Source organism: Moorena sp. SIO3H5 (assembly GCF_010692395.1).
In the GTDB taxonomy this organism is placed as follows: Bacteria; Cyanobacteriota; Cyanobacteriia; order Cyanobacteriales; family Coleofasciculaceae; genus Moorena.
This window is the reverse complement of the sequence record NZ_JAAHHS010000110.1, coordinates 1-20131: the sequence shown is the minus strand read 5'-3', so window position 1 is coordinate 20131 and position 20131 is coordinate 1. Positions and strand designations below refer to the sequence as shown.

Genomic DNA, 20131 nt, shown 5'->3' with positions numbered 1-20131 from the left:
CCGAACGAAAGTAATTACATCACTTTTAACATCAACGTGACCTAGCACGACAACCGTGTAAATACAGATTTAAGCAACTGAGCTAACTCATTACAAAACTCATATTACGAGGAATTTTACCGAAGTCGTGTATTTAAAAAAACTCCTCTTGATAAAACAAAATTTTTTTTTACTGCTGCCCTTTTAGTAGGGATTGGTTAGTTAGCCCATCAACTAATACCAATTATTCAAATACCAATTCTTAAAAGTAGGACTTATAGATGCAGAGCCTCAGATGCTTATATTGCCAGATGCTTAGATGGTCATATAAAATAAATGTGTACCCTTGTGAGCACTAAGAATTGGTATAACCTAAAAATCGGTATAACCTAAGAATTGGTAAAAGTACTGCATTAAGATTGGTAGAAGTACTGTATTAAGTATTCATACTGATACTAAGCTCGACTTAATGAATTTACGGAGTTGCGATCGCCTATGATCGCAACTCCGTAAATCCATTAAGCATTAAGCTTTTTGAATCTTTCAAGGTTACTTAAGATACCCGATATCCAAAGAGTCTACTGCTCTGTTTAAGGAAGGCTTGAGACGTCAGCTTCCCCCTACTCGTTTTTTTGACAAGATTTTGTTTGATTAGCTTGACAAAAATAAAAAACAGTTGAAACTTTCTGATACCGACCATCGTGAATTATTAGGGTGAGCTCGGATGCCATAAATTCAAATTCCAGATGTTGAAATTCTGCCCATGAAGCTCTAACGGGGTACATCTTATTGTCAGCTATGCAAAGCGCGAGTGGCTCATGGGTCTGTGTGCGGAACTTGTTTTCGCACCTGTCTTGATGCAGTAGGTCATTGAGGTTTCCCCCATGACCGCGCTACCTCGCTGCATCGCTTTTGTAGTTTAACCTGGTAGTGCGTTACAGGACGCACTGTCCCAAAACTGGCGTGATTCTTGCGTCTTGGCTAGCCAGTCTTATGTGCGCACCCTAGGCCACTTTTTGACAAATATATATTGAGATCGACCCGCTCTAACGTTTGGCTGGGCCAACTCTCGGAAGGCAACGGTCATGTGAGGTCAAAGGAGCAGTTTGGCGAGGTTTGGTGTACAATTCCTAAGGATGTCTCTAGGTCAGCTATTGAATTGTGGTTCCAACTAAGCAGTTCTTGAGTGTTGAGGACATTGATATACGATGATACGGGGAACAAAGGCACCAAAGCCTTTGATGATTAAGGGAAGTGGTGTCATGCCAAACAAGCATTATTACCTATCTACAAGATCAGACCTCTTTCGGATAAGATCATAAAACCCCTAAAATCAGTAAGTACTGCTTGAGAGGTTCTAGCTAAAAAGGCTGAGGAATATTTATATGAGCGAAATTTTCGATAAAGTTAAGGATATCGTTTCAGAACAGTTGGACGTTGATGGGGAGGAGGTTAAGCCAGAAGCCAGCTTTGCCAACGATCTGGGCGCTGACTCCTTAGACACAGTTGAATTGGTGATGGCCTTAGAAGAAGCTTTCGAGATCGAAATCCCTGATGAAGCGGCCGAAAAGATCGACACTGTTCAAAAGGCTGTGAAATACATTGAGGAAAAAGTAGGAGCTGGAGCAGAAACTCCAGCTTGATCAGCCTGATTCATTACCGCAAGTTCTGCGTTCACGGTCGATAAGCCTAGTTTTAATGGCATGATGACAAACTTTGAGAAAAAACGGGTCGTTGTTACAGGTCTCGGTGCAATTACGCCGATAGGCAACACTGTGGCTGAGTACTGGGAAGGGTTGTTAAACGGACGCAATGGTATTGGTTTAATTTCCTTATTTGATGCCTCCAAGCACGCTTGTCGTATTGCTGGCGAGGTGAAGGACTTTGATCCCCATGACTACATGAAGCGTAAGGAAGCAAATCGTATGGATCGCTTTGCTCAATTTGCGGTTTCTGCCAGTAAGCAAGCATTAGCTGATGCCCAGTTTGAAATCAATGACCTGAACGCAGAACAGGTCGGTGTAATGATTGGCACTGGCATCGGTGGTCTGAATGTACTGGAAGACCAGGAAACAGTTCTTATTAAACGTGGACCTGACCGCTGTAGTCCGTTTATGATCCCGATGATGATTGCTAACATGGCAGCTGGTCAAACAGGAATTCATACGGGAGCCAAGGGACCCAATAGTTGCCCAGTTACTGCTTGTGCCGCAGGGTCTAATGCCGTAGGCGATGCGTTTCGCTTAATCCAGCGAGGCTATGCCCAAGCCATGATTTGTGGCGGTGCTGAAGCGGCGGTGACTCCCCTAGCAATGGCTGGGTTTGCATCAGCACGAGCTTTATCTACTCGTAACGATACTCCTGAGTCAGCTTGCTGTCCTTTTGATATCGCTCGCAATGGCTTCGTGATGGGAGAAGGTTCTGGAATTCTGATCCTAGAGGAACTAGAACACGCCCTCAGTCGTGGAGCAAAAATTTATGCCGAAATCGTTGGCTATGCCATGACCAGTGATGCCCATCACATCACATCCCCTGTACCAGGTGGCGAAGGAGCAGCCAGGGCTATAGCACTGACGATGAAGGATGCTGGGTTGACGGCCGAACAGGTTAGCTACATCAATGCCCACGGGACTAGTACAGTTGCCAATGATAAAACTGAAACAGCAGCGATTAAAAAAGCTTTAGGAGACCATGCCTATAACGTAGCAATTAGCTCCACCAAATCCATGACAGGTCATTTGTTGGGAGGGTCTGGTGGCATTGAAGCAGTGGCTTCAGTGATGGCAATTGCCCATGACCAGATTCCACCAACGATAAATTTGAACAACCCAGACCCTGAATGCGATTTGGATTACGTACCCAATTATAGTCGCCAGCAGATGGTAGAAGTAGTGCTATCCAATTCCTTTGGGTTCGGCGGTCATAATGTAACCCTAGCCTTCAAAAAATACCGGTAAAGTGGGAATAAAGTTTGAATGGTTAACGGCTTACTCCGTAGGAGAACCAAAAGGGTAGCCTTTATATTAGGTTAGGCATTGGGTGAATGTAGCTCAAGGAAAAAACTAGTAGTTAGAACTACATAGTTAATGATATTTACTGAGTAACCCATATTCCCACGCTTTATGGATTGTTTTCATCCTTGACGCTTCATCCTACCCTACCTTCGGACTCTATCAGGCGAACATCCTTCATTCTGAGCCAATCCCTATCTCTTGCTGATTGATCCCGGTAATGGGATTATGAGAAAGTACCTTTGGGTCAACCGAGAGCCACCCTTGTTTGAACTCAGACAAATTCTTGTTAGACCATAGTACACACATATCCATTAAACAGAAATTATGGCCGTTGCAACCCAGTCTCTCGAAGAACTTTGCATCAATTCCATCCGCTTCTTGGCGATTGATGCTGTAGAAAAGGCCAAGTCTGGTCATCCTGGGCTGCCCATGGGGGCGGCTCCTATGGCATTCGTGCTTTGGGACCGTTTTATGCGGTATAACCCCAAAAATCCCAATTGGTTCAACCGCGATCGCTTCGTATTGTCGGCTGGTCATGGCTGTATGTTGCAATACGCCTTACTTTACCTATCTGGCTATGATGGTGTAACCATAGACGATCTTCAGCAGTTCCGCCAGTGGGAATCGGTTACACCTGGACACCCAGAAAACTTTGAAACCGATGGGGTTGAAGTAACTACTGGTCCATTGGGACAGGGAATTGCCAATGGTGTGGGTTTGGCAATGGCAGAAGCTCACTTAGCTGCTAGGTTCAACAAACCGGATGCTACCATTGTCGATCATTACACCTACGTCATTCTTGGTGATGGTTGCAACATGGAAGGGGTGTCTGGTGAAGCCTGTTCTTTAGCGGGTCACCTAGGACTTGGTAAACTCATCGCTCTCTACGATGACAACCATATTTCCATCGATGGCTCTACGGACTTAGCTTTTACTGAAGATGTGGGTAAGCGCTTTGAAGCGTATGGCTGGCACGTCATACATGTAGAAAGTGGTAACACTGATCTCGAAGCTATCAATGATGCCATAGCAGCAGCCAAAGCCGTAACAGATAAGCCGTCTTTGATTAAGGTAACCACGACCATTGGCTATGGTTCTCCTAACAAAGCTAATTCACACGCTGTCCATGGTGCAGCTTTAGGTGGGGATGAAGTGGCGGCCACTCGCCAACACCTGGGATGGGAATATGAACCCTTTGTAGTTCCAGATGATGCTCTCAAGCATTTACGGAAAGCTGTGGAACGGGGTACGGAAGCGGAAGCTGCCTGGAATCAAACCCTAGCTGATTACAAAGCAAAGTATCCTGAACAAGCAGCACAATTTGAGCAAATTACCAGTGGCCAACTCCCGGAAGGATGGGAAAAAGCCCTGCCCACCTACACGCCGGAAGACAAGGGAGTAGCAACCCGTAAACATTCTCAAACCACTCTCAATGCACTCGCTCCCGTACTGCCTCAATTGATTGGTGGTTCCGCTGACCTTGCTCCCTCCAATCTCACTTTATTGAACATATCTGGGGATTTTCAGAAAGGGCAATATGAAAACCGGAACCTGCGCTTTGGCGTCCGGGAACATGGTATGGGAGCGATTTGCAATGGCATTGCCCTTCACAACTCTGGTTTGATTCCCTATGGAGCCACCTTCCTGATTTTCACCGACTATATGCGGGCAGCAATTCGCCTGTCGGCTCTATCAGAAGCTGGTGTAATTTGGGTAATGACCCACGACTCGGTAGCCTTAGGTGAAGATGGTCCGACACACCAACCTGTGGAAACTATTGCTTCCCTAAGGACTATACCAAATCTGGTAGTCCTTCGACCTGCTGATGGCAACGAAACCTCTGGGGCTTATAAGGTAGCTATTGAGCGTCGTAATGCTCCAACTCTGATCGCCTTTACCCGACAAGGTTTACCTAACCTAGCTGGTAGTTCCATTGAAGCCGCTACCAAAGGGGCTTACGTCCTCTCTGACAGCGATGGCACTCCTGACATTATCCTGATTGGTACTGGTAGCGAAGTGTCACTGTGTGTCCAAGGGGCTGAGAAGTTGCGAGAGGAAGGAAAGAAAGTCCGTGTTGTCTCTATGCCAAGCTGGGAACTTTTTGAAGCCCAGGATGAAGCCTATCGGGAATCCGTCTTGCCCAAAGCAGTGACCAAGCGCCTCGGGGTCGAAGCTGGTGTCAGCTTTGGTTGGTGCCGTTACTTGGGTACCGAGGGGGATATGATTAGCATTGATCGCTTTGGTGTTTCTGCTCCCGGTGGCGTCGCTATGGCAAAGTTTGGTTACACGGTTGAAAATGTAGTCGCTAAAGCCAAAGCCTTGTTGGGATAATTAAACCAATAGAATCCCTAATTCTACCTAAGTGAACGAGGGGAAACATTTCCATGGTCATGGAACGCCTATGACTAATGCTTTTTCTAGTGGCATAGGGAAAAAAGGGAGAGTTTATCCTCTTCCTTTCTGCAACCACCAGGGCTATTTCATTTACCGTTGCGCCCCCCCACAGAAGCAATTCTAGGGCAAGATCCAACTTGATAAACCAAGTCTGCGTGGTGATATTATAATCGTCGTAGCCAAGCACAGAGACTATAAAAAAAATAAAATTTGTGGGATTAGTTTGTGTAGCCCAAGAATAAATTATCCCTTAGGCCATTAGCCTTGGGGGTAAAGCCTAACTTTACCCCCAAGGCAGTACAAGTCCTGATCATGGCAACCTTGTATATTGGACTATCCCTAAGATATACTTGACTCAGCAAGTAGACCATGACCTGTCAAAATTTAATAGCCAAACAGATAAACACAAAAAGTGTTTATAACTATTTGCGTCTATCCGTTTTTGGGTAAACTTATAATCTGTTTAGACAATCTGGTAGTATGAGCGCCGTGTTTCAAGAATCTTACTACCAAAGTTGACCCATGGGAATTTGAAAGATCGCAGATGAATAGGCTACAGGTGATCAGGTGAGGAAATTAACTAACTTTGAGACCTTTGAGACCATCCCTTAATCGTATTGACTTCGGATGCTGACTCAGTTGGCACACGAGTAGCAAAGGCGTTTTTAATGGGATTAGTAAAGTACCTTGGAGAACGTTGAACACGCTGGGCTAGTGTTAACAGCACATAGATTGTGATTAAGTAGCCAGTAGCTAGCAGTGGGATCATTAACGACATATCAATGTATAACATAAGAGTGAACAAGAGACAGGTAGATGCAAATTTCTATAGAAATATGCTGCAAAGCAATCCTAAAACCTTAAAGTTCTAATGGTTCTAGGATATGGTGGCGGATAATAAGGTATAGGATACAGGTACTCAGCACAATCGACCCTAACCACCCTCGCCTAGCTAACTCCTGATCTTAAGGTGAGAATTATCTCGACTTAGGCTCCCGATTAGGCAACTATTGGTGGTTATGTCTGCTTTACAAGTTTACTCAGTAGAGATACTGAGATATAGACGGGACAGAGAGGCTTGTCTTGCCTAAGCCAACATCTTTGCTATGGTGGGATCACCGAATTTAACTCTCCCCTTACCACATTTGGAATTCAGTATGTTAAATCTTTTAAACCCTCAATTCTCAGGATAGCACAAAAATCCTGGGTAACCATACCGAGATCGGTAAAGACTTAACAAGTCTATACAATTACTCAGATTTCCTTCCAGTTATGCCATAAACTCAACAAAATTTTCTTATCGGGGACGGTTAGCTTAGAATTAAGAAAGAAATATGTAAACTTTCGTAACTAACTTCTGAGTCGGCTGATCACATGACCTCAGTGACCTCCCTTTTTGCTTCCGTAGAAGCAGATCTGTATCAATTGAGTGAAAACTTAAAAAACCTGATTGGTGCCAGTCACCCAATCTTATACGCTGCAGCTGAACACTTATTCGGAGCTGGGGGAAAGCGGTTACGACCAGCCATTGTATTGTTGGTCTCACGGGCAACGATAACCAACTCCAAGATTACCCAACGTCATCGCCGTCTAGCAGAAATTACTGAGATGATTCACACGGCTTCTCTGGTGCATGATGACGTGATAGACGAGTCAGAGGTACGCCGCACGGTGCCAACTGTTAATAGCTTGTTCAATAACCGAATCGCTGTGCTCGCTGGTGACTTTCTTTTTGGTCAATCGGCTTGGTATCTGGCTAATCTCGATAACTTAGAGGTAGTTAAGCTGCTCTCTGAAGTGATTAAAGATATGGCAGAAGGAGAAATCCAACAAGGACTGACTCGATTTGACACCACGACAACTATAGAAGGCTACTTGGCAAAAACTTATAACAAGACAGCTTCACTGATGGCTAACAGTGCTAAAGCAGCGGGATGCCTAAGTGGTGTTACAGATCAAGTAGCTGGAAATTTATATCACTATGGACGTAATTTGGGGTTGGCGTTTCAGATTGTAGATGATATCCTGGACTTCACTGCTTCCACAGATGTGTTAGGTAAGCCCGCAGGGTCAGATTTAGTAAGTGGAAACCTCACAGCACCAGTTTTATTCGCCCTCGAAGAAAAACCCTATCTAGAGGTGCTTATAGAGCGAGAGTTTGCCCAGCCGGAGGATAAAGAACAAGCCTTAGCACTGGTCAGGGAGAGTAAAGGAATTCAGCGATCGCGGGAAATGGCTGCCAAATATGCTGAGGCAGCAGTTAAAAATATATCAGTGTTGAAACCCTCAGAATCCAAGCAAGCTCTGATTGATCTAAGCGACTATGTCTTGAGTCGCTTATACTAGAACCTTGCGGATTCTAGTATTAACCATGGCTTGGGATGGGTAATGGGTAACTAGGTAATGGGTAATGGGTAACTAGGTAATGGGTAATGGCTCAGCAGTAATGGCTCAGCAGTAATTACAATTACCAATTATCTTGTTACCCATTACCGATTATTACTGAAATGCTTTATGGGTAAGCATTTTTAGCGCTAAACTCCAGATAAACTTGATTTATGCAATCAGCAACATAGACTGGGATCCCACTGATGCTGCCCCGATTACACTACCATTGGCTCCACCTTCTGGGTAGTCCAGTCCCCCTCTATTGCTTATGGGAACGCGCCCCGCGTGACCTACGGTCAATCGTGTAGCTTGGCCATTAGCTTAGCGTGGCCCAAAGGCCAAGGCCGATCGCATCATGAGGGATTGATAGTCAACTTAACCTTGACTTGATAACTCCGCACCATTATTAGATGCAAGACTGGATGCAAGATTGGCTTGTTTAACCTCATCTATTGCTTTGCGTCGTGCTTCGATAATTTGACCGATTTCACGGGCGAGACTTGGTGTACTTTCTATCATCTGATTAACCAGATCTGAATAAAGCGCAATAGTTTGCAAATCTTCCACAACGGTAACGGATACTGAGCTTGGTTTGCCGCTAAACAGTGCCATTTCCCCAAAAAACTCACCACTGGACAGAGTCATAACCTCCTGTTGTTCACCATAACTATCTTTGAGGGTGAGTACAGCTTTCCCAGCAATAATAATGTACAGAGCATGACCAGGATCCCCTTGACGAATCACTGTTTCTCCCACACCGAAATTTTGTAGGACTGCTCCTTTTGATAGATTCTCCAAGTTCTTTTGCTGTTTAGCTACAGGGACAAAGACAGGTATTGACTTGAGGCTCTCGGTAAACTTGGTTAAAGTGCTATCTTCAACAGATGGGTCACTATCGAGTTTACGGAGTCTATAGATCGGAATGGTTGGTCCAAGATTGTTGCGCTGGGCTGCATACCAGATACGGGTCATCAACTGTTCACGGATTTTGGGCGCATCCTTATAGTCTTCGATAGAAAACTTGACCTCATAGTTACCCCGATAGTCGTTATATTCCATGGTGCGGATCTCTGGGGAAGGATCACTCAATATCCCTTCTGTAGCCAGTGCTGTTTCTTTTAGTACTTGCTTAATTAGGTTGGGTGGATCATCACTGTCAAAGTCAATCCTAAAGGTTTCTACATGAATCCGTTTCGGTTTGCTGTAATTGAGGACTATTTCTCCTCCAAGTACCCGATGGGGAATAATAATCATGTCACCGTCCCGGGTTACCAGGCGAACAGCTCGCCAATTCATATCAATGACCTGACCAACTTTGTCTCCAATCTGCAACCAATCACCGACTTCAAAGGGACGAGCAAACAGTAGGGCAACGCCAGAAAAGATGCTACCTAAAGAGTCCTGAAGAGCCAAGCCGATCACAATAGAACCCACACCCAAGGCAGTAGCCAGACCAGCGAGGTCGGCTCCCCACACTCTCGATAGCACAATGGCACCACCAAGGGCTACCAAAAAAAATCTTGACAAATCTAGGAGTAGTTTTGGGATCCGTGCTCGCCATGTATTTTTTCCAGCGGCTTCAAACAACACCGAATTGATTAGAGACAGAGAGGCGTCTATAACAAATATCCAGACCAAGGTCTCGACAAGCTTGACAAGATTGTTGTCCAGGTCTAATTCAAGCACATTCTGGATAAATAGCAGGAATACTAAGACGGGTAAGACACGGTTACGAACTAGGCGGAGCGTAACTGCTAGAGGCTGACCGCGTCTTTGTAGACGATGAGTAATTTCTGTGAGAATAATTACTAGGATCGGGAACCCTATCCCTAAGGCTATTGCCCAGATAAACCAATCGTTTTGCCATATTACTTTGCTCATCAAAACAATCTCCTTGTCCCGTTCTTTTACTATCCCTTGCACTTACTATCCCTTGCACAAGAGGGTTAACCCTCTGAACAAGTTTCCATCCCCCACGGGATAATGCTTGCGCGGGGGTTCTTAATTTCGTGTATTATGGTAATCTTAAAAGAATGCAATCACGTATAGTTGTAACAGTTACCAATTCCCCATTAACCTTGGGTCTTTAATAATTGGTAAAAACTGCGGTATTGCCCATGTCTACACTGTTGAAGCTACTAATTCCTGTGCAGTTTTTAACAACCAAGCTTTATGCTGATTTTTACCATTAGGTGTGATGTCTTCAGCCTGCTCAAAGTCGTAAATATCATGGAGACTGTTGTAGACATTTTGAGAAACTAATATAGCTCCCGTTGGGCAGTCAAACATCAGCTTATTGGCAACATTGACTGTATCGCCCCAAACGTCGTAGACCACTTTTTCTCGACCTACAATACCAGCAACAATATCTCCGGAATGGATCCCGATTTCAAGGTCTATGTCAAATCCTCGTTCATGACTGAATCGGTGGGTCAACGCCAGCATTTCTAAAGCAAAATCTACCGCCCGTTTTTGATGGTCTATATGTAATATTGATAATCCACAGACTGCCATGTAATTGTCACCAATGGTTTTAATCTTCTCTATCCCGTATTTGGCCGTGGCTTGATCGAAAAGACTTACTAGATCATTAAGAATTGCAATAACTTCATGGGTATCCATGGTTCTAGAGAGCTTGCCGAATCCAGCAATGTCGCAGAACAAAACCGTAACATTAGAAACACTCTCAGCAATGTTTGTCTCTCCCCGTTTGAGACGTTTTGCTACGGAGTCAGGAAATACACTTGTGAGTAACTTTTCATTTTCGCGATTTTTCTGCTCGACCAGTTGAGTTTGAGTGCGTAAGCTGCCAACCATTTGATTAAATGACTCAGCTAACTCCCCAAATTCGTCTTCCGAGTCTAGATTCACCACCGCATCAACTTGTCCATCCCTGACTTTTCGGGCGCTAGCAATTAAAGCCCTAACTGGTTGCACAAACAGATGGGCGAGCCCCATAGCGAGTAGGGTGATCAGCAGTATGATCAAGGCAGCTGAAACCAAAACTCTCTTTTGAAAGGCGAAAACTGGCGCATAAGCTTCGGCAAGATCCATCTGGGAGACGATCACCCACTCCAATCCATCGATGTTTAAGGGAGCGTAGGAACTCAAAACTTCAATACCCCGATAATCATCAATAATCTGGGTGCCTTCTTGCCCAGCTAAGGCGGCTTTTACAGCTTCTGTCTTGACTGGCTGTTGAAGAATTGATGTACCGAACTGCTCGATTCGCTTCAGGATCTGTTCCTTTACACCATGTTCTCGCAAGTCTTTAGTATAAACTGTCGGGTCTTGAATCAGGAAACGGGAAACTGATCGCATCAGATAATCGTCTCCGACTAGATAGATCTCTCCTGTATCCCCGAGACCATTACTCTTCCATTTACGGTAACCGGTCATGACATTGTTAATCTGATTAACCGGAAGCTGGAATGCCAAAACACCTATAAATTGGGAGCCGTCATAGATGGGAGCAGCAATAAATGCTACTGGGGCTCCAAAAGAAGGACGGTAGGAATCAAAATCGAAGATCTGGACATAATCCTTTCCCTTGGCTTTGCGGAGGTCGGCTAAGGCGAATGCCAAGTTACTATCACTGTATGGTCCAGTGGTGAGATTGGTGCCAAAGTCGGTTTCTTTAAAAACTGAGTAGACAATCTCACCGGTTTTAGGATCGATCAGCAAAATATCCTGGTAGCCAAACTTTTCAACAATGTTGCGAAAAATCGGGTGGTAGCGGGTGTGAATACTACTGTACTCACTCTTGTCTTCTGGATCATCTAGGAGATGTTTCTCCCCAGCTGGGTTGGGGTTCGTGGCGATGTAATAGTACTGGAGGTAACGAGCCGCAGAGGTTTCTGGTAAGTAGGATTCTAATACAGGCTTGCCGTCACTAGTTTCCGCGAGTTTGGTCAAAAATTCTTTACGGTAGTATTCCTTGAGGGTGTCCTCTAAATCAGTTGGTATATTACTTGCTATCCTAGATTGTTGCAGTTGGTTGTAGGCTGTCTTAAATTCCTGCATCGCCTCGACCACCATTAAGTTTTCACTCAGGGTCTGGGTCTTATAGCGAATATCTTCAAAGTATGATTCGATTTGATCTGCTTTGGAAGCTCGTAGACTGGTTAACTGGTTTGATACTGTTTTGCTCAGATGAGACTTACCACTGCGATAACCGATATAAGCAGTCACGAACAGCGAGCAAGTGCTCAGAGCCAGCAACATAAATATAAGTTTTGACCTGATACTCAAATTGTTGAGCAATCCCATGAACAGCCTCCCTGAACCCGAATTTTTAATGATAATGCCTGTTACCTTGTGTGATCCTCAATTGCCTCACTCCACACCTGAGAGGCTATGGAATTTGAGCTAGTTTCTTCCTGCTCAGGAGTAGGTAAAGAGTTTGATAAAAAAACTCTTAGAATGTACGCAGTTGTAATCTTGGCTAGATATTAAGCCATGAAGGGATATTAACTATGGGGGGCTAAACCCCCTAAAATCGCGACAATTGACGATAACTTCCATAGGACTTGCACAAAACTGCCCCCTAAACGCGCTTATGGTGTAGGGTGCGTTAATAAAGCACTTTACAGGGAGGGAATCGTTTAGTTAATTTCTACGGTGAAACTTCAGTTGAGAAAAAGTTCGCGACAAGCACCAGCGAACTCTAGATTAACTAATAGGTTAACTAAGTATTTTTACTCGGATTATCTTAGAGAATTTGCGTTCGCGTAGCGTGGCCTACGGCCTCAGCCCCGCTTTCAGCGATTGGCCGTAGGCCACGCCAAAGGCGATCGCACAACTAATATAGTTGGCGTTATCAACTCACTGATTTGAATATTATGGGATACTTACTGAAGGCTTGTGACAGTTACTGAAAATGTCTATTAATCTAACACTATCTACAAGTAAGTGTTAGATTTAAGTTATGGCACTCATACCAATCCGCAAGGCGGTCGAACTTACGGGGCTATCAAGGAACACATTACGGAAGTACGCAGACAATGGAACCCTCAAATGCGAAAGGACTCCAGGAGGAACTAGACTATTTCATTCAGAAGATGTACTCAGGTTCGGAGCAAGACGTTCAGAACCTGATCAACTTCGTGAACGGACTAGCCAAACGATCTGCTACTGCCGAGTCAGTACCAGCAAGCAAAGAGACGACCTCGACAGACAAGTCGCCTATCTCCATTCCCTCTTCCCCAATGCCGAAATCATCAAAGATATTGGCTCAGGTCTCAACTACAAAAGGAAAGGACTTAGAACCATATTGGAGCGAATTGTGCTCGGAGATAAGCTCACGATTGTTGTTGCCTGTAGAGACAGGCTCACCCGGTTTGGGTTTGAACTCATTGAGTACTTGGTCGGTCTCAACGGTGGAAAAATCCTGGTTCTCAGCCAACCTGAAAGTTGTCCAGAATCAGAGCTTACCGCAGATCTTCTCTCCATCATTCACGTCTTCTCTTGCCGAGTTCACGGACTCCGGAAGTACGGTAAGAAAATCAAAGAAGATTCGACTGTTCCTAAATTCTGACCAGCGTTCCATTATCCGTAAATGGTTCGGAGTGTCCCGTTATGTCTTCAACAAGACCGTCAAAATCCTCCAGACAGGCGAAGTAAAAGCTAACTGGAAAGCAATCAAGACCAGAATACTAAGTGACCTTCCTGAGTGGTGTAAAGAAGTTCCTTATCAAATTAAATCGATAGCGATAAAAGACGCTTGCACCGCTGTTAGGGAGGCTAAGAAAAAGTACAATAAAACGTCACAAATCAACCGAGTAAGATTTAGATCAAGGAAGAACCCTGTTCAGTCTTGTTATATTCCTAAATCAGCCGTTTCTGAGGCAGGAATATATCACACAAAGCTGGCAAAATTGACTTACGCTGAAGACTTACCCGGTGAGATTTGCGATTGCCGACTGACCAGCAATAATGGAGATTATTATTTAGTAGTTCCCTATAAGGTAACTGTGTCCCCCGCCGAGAACCAAGGCAGAGTAGTTGCTTGCTTACCCTGGAGTCAGGACTTTTATTACTTTTTTCAGTGAGACATCTGTAGGAAAGATTGGGCACGGAGATTTTTCTCACATCCAACGACTGTGTCAGCATTTAGATAATTTACTGTCTAAAATCAGTAAAGCCAAACGCGGACAAAAGCGTCGGATGAAAAAAGCCGCTAGACGAATGGTGATCAAAATTCAGAATCTGATAAATGAGCTTCATCATAAGACAGCTAGGTTCTTAGTTGACAATTTCGATGTGATTATACTTCCCACCTTTGAAACATCTCAGATGTCTAAGAAAGGAAATAGAAAAATCAGATCTAAAACTGTTCGTAACATGCTCACTTTTGCTCATTATCGGTTCAAAGAATTCTTGAAGCATAAAGCGTGCATAACTGGAAAAACTGTTGTGGATGTCTGCGAAGCTTACACCAGTAAGACTGTTAGTTGGACAGGTGAATTAATCAATATCGGTGGAAGTAGAATCATTAAGTCAAAAGTTGATGGCTTTGTCATGGACAGAGACATCAACGGCGCTCGTGGTATATTTCTGCGAGCCTTGGGAGATACACCCTGGCTGCGAGAGCAGCTTGCATTAGTGAGCCAGGATTTGCCTTTGGTAGATTCTGGTAGCTAAAAAGTATCGGTAACTACGGAGTAATTTTCAAATGCAATTTTGGATCTTGTGCTGCCCAACCGCCAGGGGAATTCAAACGAACCTCAAAATGTAGATGGGGTTGGTTAATGTCAGGATTTCCGGTAGTCCCCACTGTCCCCAATAACTGTCCAACATTAATCTTCTGACCTGGACTGACAGTAGTACGGTTTAAGTGAGCATAGCGGGTTTGGCGTCCTCCCTCATGATTAATCACCACCAAATTGCCATAAGTGTCTTGTGGTCCAGCATAGGCAACGATACCACTATCACTGGCAAAAACCTGAGTACCTTCCTGTGCCAGTAAATCCACACCAGCGTGAAACTTCTTTTCTTCCTCGCCAGCCTCTTGCCGCCAGCCGTAATCTAATCCTATCCCTGCCACAGTTGGTAAGGGATAATTAGTCAATCCCGTGTACCTATCTACAGTCGGAGTTTCCCTCGTTGCTGTGGGAATACCTATGCCAAGGGAATTCAATCCTGGGATAAAGGCTTGCTTAGAGGGTTTTTTACAACCATTTAACTCAAATAAAACGGCAGCACGGACACCGTAGGCGTCTGCTAAGTCTTGCCAAGTGGCATTCAATGGCACATTCACCAAGATGCCATTGAATGGCGGAATCAGAATCTCTTGCCCCACTGGCATTGACTGTCGGCTTAAGGTTGGATTCAATCTAAGTAGTGTAGCCTCCTCAAGGTTGTATTGGTTGGCAATACTCTCGACAGTTTGACCTGCAGCCACTTGGTGGCGAGTTAAGCGGGAGAGCACTGGCGGTGGACAGATATCCTGTATCGTTGTGTTTTGAGTTACTGTGTTTTGTGGCTGTTGTACTGTTTGTACTGTCAGAGTTGTTCGCGTAGCGTGGCCTTTTGGCCAAGGTTGTAGGTTGGCTGCTTGAAGTGTGGAATGTGTGAAATTTAACTGGCTTTGCGTTCGCTGAAAGCGGGACGAATTCCATCGCCAACCATCATCTACAGATAAAGAACCAGAATAGGAATCCGTTGTTCCCAAGTTTGAACTAGCAACAGTTGGGGTCACTAGCCAAAACATTGTGGAAACAATTGGGAGCCAGCACACTACATTAATTGTTAACGATTGAGTCATAGATCAAGACTAGGCCAGAGGTAAACGGTTTTAAATTTTAGACTTCAAGCAAACAACCTAACCTTCGGGAATGGCTACTATGGTTTGAACTTTCCCCGTTCGCGTAGCGTGGCCTTTTGGCCAAAGACTTCCCTCAACCCTCTAAAAGAGTAAACCTTCAACTAGTTGAAGGTTAACTAGTAAACCTTCAACTATTCAACTTTTAGAGCACTCTTAAAATACTAGGAATACTATCTACTGCCTCTAGAGTGCGAATTTCATCTAGAGCCTGTCGGAAGTTCCCTTCACGCACATCATGAGTGACGACCACAATCTCTGCTAAGTTTCCTTGGAAACCAATTTGCACCACAGATTCTAAACTGACATGATGTTTGCCAAAAGTGGTGCCTAAATGCCCAATTACACCAGGATGGTCTTGACTGAGGAACCGCGCATAAAAGCGGGTGACCAGGTCTGAAATAGGAGCAACAGTACAATAGTGCTGATGAGCACAACTAAGTAGAGGATGTAGTTGCTTGGCTTCGAGATTGGTTTTGAGAACAGCAGCAATGTTCAAGATATCCGACACTACCGCACTGGCTGTCGGACCAGAACCTGCACCAGGACCAGAGAAAATCACTTGTCCAATCGGTTCCCCTTCTACCACAATCCCGTTGTAAACATCATTGATACTGGCAAGGGGGTGAGTTTTGGCGACAAGGGTAGGATGTACCCTCAGCTGAATAGTTTCAGACTTTGGGTTATCCCCAGTTGCCATTGGGTCTCGCTTTGCTACAGCTAAGAGTTTAATTACAAAACCCAGTTTCTCAGCATATACAATATCTGCTGCACTGACCTGACGAATCCCTTCACAGTGGACATCAGATAAATTAATCCGTCCTGCAAAAGCAATAGAAGCTAAAATGGCAATCTTGTCAGCGGCATCTAATCCATCCACATCAGCAGTGGGGTCAGCCTCAGCATATCCCAACTGTTGGGCATCAGCCAGAATATCGGCAAATTCTCCCCCTTCCCGTTGCATCCGGGTCAGGATGTAATTGGTAGTACCGTTAACAATGCCAGTAATACTATGAATACGGTTCACTCCCAATGCCTGTTTTAGGGGTTGAATTACTGGGATACCCCCGCCAACTGCTGCTTCTAACATGACGTAGACTCCAGCCTTTTCCGCTGCCGCAAAAATTTCATCTCCATAGCGGGAAATAACCGCTTTATTGGCAGTGACAATATGTTTACCTTGGGCAATCGCTTTGAGCATAAGCGATCGCGCTGGTTCTAATCCTCCCAGTAGCTCTACTACAATATCTATCTCTGGATTGGTGACAATTTCTTCTAGGTCCGTTGTCATCAACTCCAGTGGTAGTTGCACTTCTCTGGGCTTATCAAGCGATCGCACTCCTACCTTGGCAATTTCTATCCCTTGCAGTAGTGGGTTACGTCCAGCTGTGTCGAGTAAAATCTTTGCTGTTCCTGTACCAACTGTCCCTAATCCTAATAAAGCAATCTTAAAAACCACAGTATTTATCCTGAATCTATATGCTTAGGCTTACTTGCGTTCGCTTCTTGATGCAGTCGCTCATGGGGGAAACCCCCAAGACCGCGCTGCATCGCTGAAAGCGGGACTTTGTCCATCGCTGAAAGCGTGCAGATCGCGAATCTTTTTCTTTTCTAGCCTACTTTCCGGTTGTTCGCGTAGGGGTGGGCGAAAGGCCAAGGTTAATCTGTTGAACGCGCACCCGTGGCCTTTTGGCCTACGGTTGTTCGCGTAGTTTGGCCTTTTGGCCTACGGTTGTTTCGTGCAAGCGGCTAACCTACCAAGCGGGTAACCCAGGTATAAGGGTTTCATAGTTCAGGAATTATTTATTAACTAGTGTTTTAGTTAATAAATAATTCAAAACAGTGTTATTTATTTTTTTTTGTGGATAAAGGTTTGATAATTTTAGATGCGTTTGCCCTGCTTTTATAGCTCAAAAATTTTTAGCATTAAATTTTGGTTAATTTATTGTTTGTTTAAAATAAAAATAGCGTTTATAAATAAATTTTAAAAACCGATTACCGTTTTTTTTATTACCAATAATACCTCTATATTTGATTAAATTTTGCTAGCATGCCTCTTGCCTATTGCCTCTTGCCTCTTGCCTATTGCCTCTTGCCTCTTGCCTCTTGCCTCTTGCCTCTTGCCTTTCCCTAAGGGAGTATGTTCACCTATCAAATGGAAATGCTATAACAGCTTAACTGCTTACCTCACCATTACCATTGGCATCTTTGCCGAATCCTATGCATATTAGGTTTTGTTGACCTGTTTAATCTCCTCTGTGCTTGAGGCTCAAGCCCCTTTGCTGTCCCACCTTACTTCCTACAAAACGGGGCCACGTTCGGGTTATTATTTATTTTGGTTAACTCTTACTTTACTAAACACTTAATATAATAAATGACCTCAACCCCATCAATCAAAGATAATAATCGCGTCTCCCTGACGGATATAGACATGCCTCCGACGCTGTTACTCGGACCAGGGCCATCTAATGCCCATCCCTCCATATTAACAGCCTTGGGACTGCCCCCAGTTGGTCACCTGGATCCCCGCTTCATCGCACTGATGAACGAAGTGCAAACCTTACTCCGCTACGCTTGGCAAACTGATAACCCGATGACTCTTCCCATGAGTGGGACAGGTAGTGCGGCCATGGAAGCTACTCTAGCCAACGCAGTAGAACCAGGTGATGTGGTTTTAGTTGGGGTTAATGGTTACTTTGGACACCGACTTGTGGATATGGCTGGTCGTTATGGTGCTGATGTTCGTAAACTAATGAAGCCTTGGGGGCAAGTTTTTACCCTTGATGAACTCCGAGAAGGCTTGGAAACCCATCGTCCTGCTGTCTTGGCTTTGGTTCATGCTGAAACGTCAACCGGTGCCCGTCAGCCTCTTGAGGGTGTGGCTGAGTTGTGCCGAGATTTCAATTGCTTGCTGCTGGTTGATACAGTCACCAGTTTAGGTGGGGTGCCACTGTTTATTGATGAATGGGGGATTGATCTGGCCTATAGTTGCTCCCAAAAAGGGCTTAGCTGTCCACCAGGCATTTCTCCTTTCACTATGGGAGCTCGTGCCCTTGAAAAACTCCACCAGCGTCGTACCCAAGTCGCTAACTGGTATTTGGATATATCGATGTTGAGCAAATATTGGGGTGACGAGCGCACCTACCACCACACAGCTCCAATTAATATGAATTACGCCTTGCGCGAAGCGTTGCGATTGGTTGCTGAAGAAGGATTAACCGCTTGTTGGGAAAGGCATCAAACTAATGCTGAATTGCTTTGGGAAGGTTTGGCTGATTTGGGTCTAGAATGTCACGTGGACCAAGAATTTCGTTTGCCTACCTTGACCACGGTTCGGATACCAGACGGGGTGGATGGCAAGGCTGTTACCCGCAAACTGCTGGATGATTACAACATGGAAATTGGTGGCGGCTTGGGTGAATTAGCTGGTAAAGTCTGGCGCATTGGTTTAATGGGTTATAACTCTCGGCGAGAGAATGTGGAGCAAGTTTTGAGTGCTTTAAAGGAGGTTTTAGGGGATTCTAAATAAAACTTAATGGCAAGGCATTGGTAAGCGATGCAGAGGTGCGTTTGACCCGTAATTAAATTACGGGTCAAACGCACCATTACGGTCTTGGGGGTTCCCCCCACTCGCGCTTTGCATCAAGAAGGGATGTAACAGATGGGGTGCATCCTAGCTTGTTCAGAAATCTGTTCATTAGCCTATAGCTAACTGCTGATAGCTGAATCATTACCCTTGCCAAGCCTAAGAATGCTGCCAAGTATGAAATGTTAAAGATTTCATAAAAACGAGAGCGAGAGGATAAAACGTTGCTCGGATTATTGAGTTTAATGATTCATTAATTGAAAAATAGGTAAATAGTCGAAAAAACTATACTTTTTGACTATTTACTCGTCAAATCATGCTGAAAAAGGATTCAGGATTTAATTCAGGATTTTTTCAGAATCTGTTTTCCATCAATTTATTAAAAATGCTACAATTAGAGATTAAAGGTTTGATAGTGGCGAGTTCAAGCAACTCAAAATGATCTATGCTATACAGGTTATTCAGTAATAGTTAAAGGAGAATTGATAATTGTCTCGTCGCTATTTATTTACGTCTGAATCCGTTACCGAAGGTCATCCTGACAAAGTCTGTGACCAGATTTCTGACACTATCCTAGATGCTATGCTCGCTCAAGATCACCAAAGCCGTGTTGCGGCTGAAGTGGTCGTTAATACCGGTTTGGTATTGATTACTGGTGAAATTACTTCTAAAGCCCAGGTTAATTTGATTGATTTGGCGCGGAAGAAAATTGCTGAAATCGGTTACACAGATGCGGACAATGGTTTCTCTGCCAACAGTTGCTCTGTTTTAGTTGCTCTTGATGAACAATCCCCTGATATTTCCCAAGGGGTGACTACTGCCCAGGAAAGTCGGCAGGAAATGAGTGAGGATGAACTGGATGCTATCGGTGCAGGGGACCAAGGTCTGATGTTTGGCTTTGCCTGCAACGAAACTCCAGAACTGATGCCTATGCCGATCAGTTTGGCA

General features: G+C 44.5%; 16 protein-coding genes. 10 read left to right on the top strand and 6 right to left on the bottom strand.

Annotation, left to right across the window (positions count from 1 at the left end):
- Nucleotides 1–1364: 1364 nt before the first annotated feature.
- From acpP to tkt, 3 genes are all read left to right on the top strand, one after another.
- On the top strand, nt 1365–1622 hold the full coding sequence (gene acpP / locus F6K52_RS14590) for an acyl carrier protein (RefSeq protein WP_293078724.1): 258 nt from the start codon (nt 1365–1367) through the stop codon (nt 1620–1622).
- A 63-nt stretch (nt 1623–1685) separates the two neighbouring features.
- Nucleotides 1686–2936: a beta-ketoacyl-ACP synthase II gene (gene fabF / locus F6K52_RS14585; protein WP_293078726.1), complete on the top strand. Its 1251-nt coding sequence runs from the start codon at nt 1686–1688 to the stop codon at nt 2934–2936.
- 381 nt (nt 2937–3317) lie between these two features.
- Entirely contained in the window at nt 3318–5324 is a 2007-nt protein-coding gene (gene tkt / locus F6K52_RS14580) for a transketolase (protein WP_293078722.1), read from the top strand.
- A gap of 643 nt (nt 5325–5967) precedes the next feature.
- Here tkt and F6K52_RS14575 read toward each other — a convergent pair.
- Nucleotides 5968–6165, bottom strand: coding sequence for a hypothetical protein (locus F6K52_RS14575; protein ID WP_293078720.1), 198 nt, complete (start codon nt 6163–6165; stop codon nt 5968–5970).
- 596 nt (nt 6166–6761) lie between these two features.
- Here F6K52_RS14575 and sds point away from each other — a divergent pair.
- A complete protein-coding gene (sds, locus tag F6K52_RS14570) occupies nt 6762–7733 on the top strand; it encodes a solanesyl diphosphate synthase (protein ID WP_293078718.1) in 972 nt (323 codons plus the stop codon).
- 417 nt (nt 7734–8150) lie between these two features.
- Here sds and F6K52_RS14565 read toward each other — a convergent pair whose 3' ends face one another.
- Together F6K52_RS14565 and F6K52_RS14560 are read right to left on the bottom strand one after the other, a co-directional pair.
- Nucleotides 8151–9656 (bottom strand): cyclic nucleotide-binding domain-containing protein, encoded by a 1506-nt coding sequence (locus F6K52_RS14565; RefSeq protein ID WP_293078716.1) that lies wholly within the window; start codon nt 9654–9656, stop codon nt 8151–8153.
- A gap of 240 nt (nt 9657–9896) precedes the next feature.
- Entirely contained in the window at nt 9897–11966 is a 2070-nt protein-coding gene (locus tag F6K52_RS14560; RefSeq protein ID WP_293078714.1) for an adenylate/guanylate cyclase domain-containing protein, read from the bottom strand.
- 736 nt (nt 11967–12702) lie between these two features.
- Here F6K52_RS14560 and F6K52_RS14555 point away from each other — a divergent pair.
- From F6K52_RS14555 to F6K52_RS14550, 3 genes are read left to right on the top strand one after another with little or no spacing between them, the layout of a single operon-like run.
- Nucleotides 12703–13311, top strand: a complete 609-nt coding sequence (locus F6K52_RS14555; RefSeq protein WP_293078712.1) for an IS607 family transposase — start codon at nt 12703–12705, stop codon at nt 13309–13311.
- A complete protein-coding gene (locus tag F6K52_RS36995) occupies nt 13214–13825 on the top strand; it encodes a helix-turn-helix domain-containing protein (RefSeq protein WP_364417726.1) in 612 nt (203 codons plus the stop codon). Before F6K52_RS14555 ends, F6K52_RS36995 begins: the two co-directional genes overlap by 98 nt.
- The gene (locus tag F6K52_RS14550) at nt 13779–14417 is read left to right on the top strand and encodes a transposase (protein ID WP_293078710.1); all 639 of its coding nucleotides are present in this window, start codon (nt 13779–13781) and stop codon (nt 14415–14417) included. Before F6K52_RS36995 ends, F6K52_RS14550 begins: the two co-directional genes overlap by 47 nt.
- A gap of 13 nt (nt 14418–14430) precedes the next feature.
- Here the strand turns inward: F6K52_RS14550 and F6K52_RS14545 are convergent, their stop codons facing one another.
- The 3 genes from F6K52_RS14545 to F6K52_RS14535 all read right to left on the bottom strand — a co-directional run bounded on the left by F6K52_RS14545 (nt 14431) and on the right by F6K52_RS14535 (nt 17254).
- On the bottom strand, nt 14431–15540 hold the full coding sequence (locus F6K52_RS14545) for a M23 family metallopeptidase (protein WP_293078708.1): 1110 nt from the start codon (nt 15538–15540) through the stop codon (nt 14431–14433).
- 202 nt (nt 15541–15742) lie between these two features.
- Nucleotides 15743–17056 (bottom strand): homoserine dehydrogenase, encoded by a 1314-nt coding sequence (locus tag F6K52_RS14540; protein WP_293078705.1) that lies wholly within the window; start codon nt 17054–17056, stop codon nt 15743–15745.
- Nucleotides 17057–17116: 60 nt separating this feature from the next.
- Nucleotides 17117–17254 (bottom strand): hypothetical protein, encoded by a 138-nt coding sequence (locus tag F6K52_RS14535; RefSeq protein WP_293078703.1) that lies wholly within the window; start codon nt 17252–17254, stop codon nt 17117–17119.
- Nucleotides 17255–17639: 385 nt separating this feature from the next.
- Here F6K52_RS14535 and F6K52_RS14530 point away from each other — a divergent pair, with 385 nt between their 5' ends.
- From F6K52_RS14530 to F6K52_RS14520, 3 genes are all read left to right on the top strand, one after another.
- A complete protein-coding gene (locus F6K52_RS14530; protein WP_293078701.1) occupies nt 17640–17828 on the top strand; it encodes a hypothetical protein in 189 nt (62 codons plus the stop codon).
- Nucleotides 17829–17971: 143 nt separating this feature from the next.
- Nucleotides 17972–19126: an alanine--glyoxylate aminotransferase family protein gene (locus F6K52_RS14525; RefSeq protein ID WP_293078699.1), complete on the top strand. Its 1155-nt coding sequence runs from the start codon at nt 17972–17974 to the stop codon at nt 19124–19126.
- A 546-nt stretch (nt 19127–19672) separates the two neighbouring features.
- A partial coding sequence (locus F6K52_RS14520) for an S-adenosylmethionine synthetase N-terminal domain-containing protein (RefSeq protein ID WP_293078697.1) occupies nt 19673–20131 on the top strand: 459 nt, incomplete at its 3' end.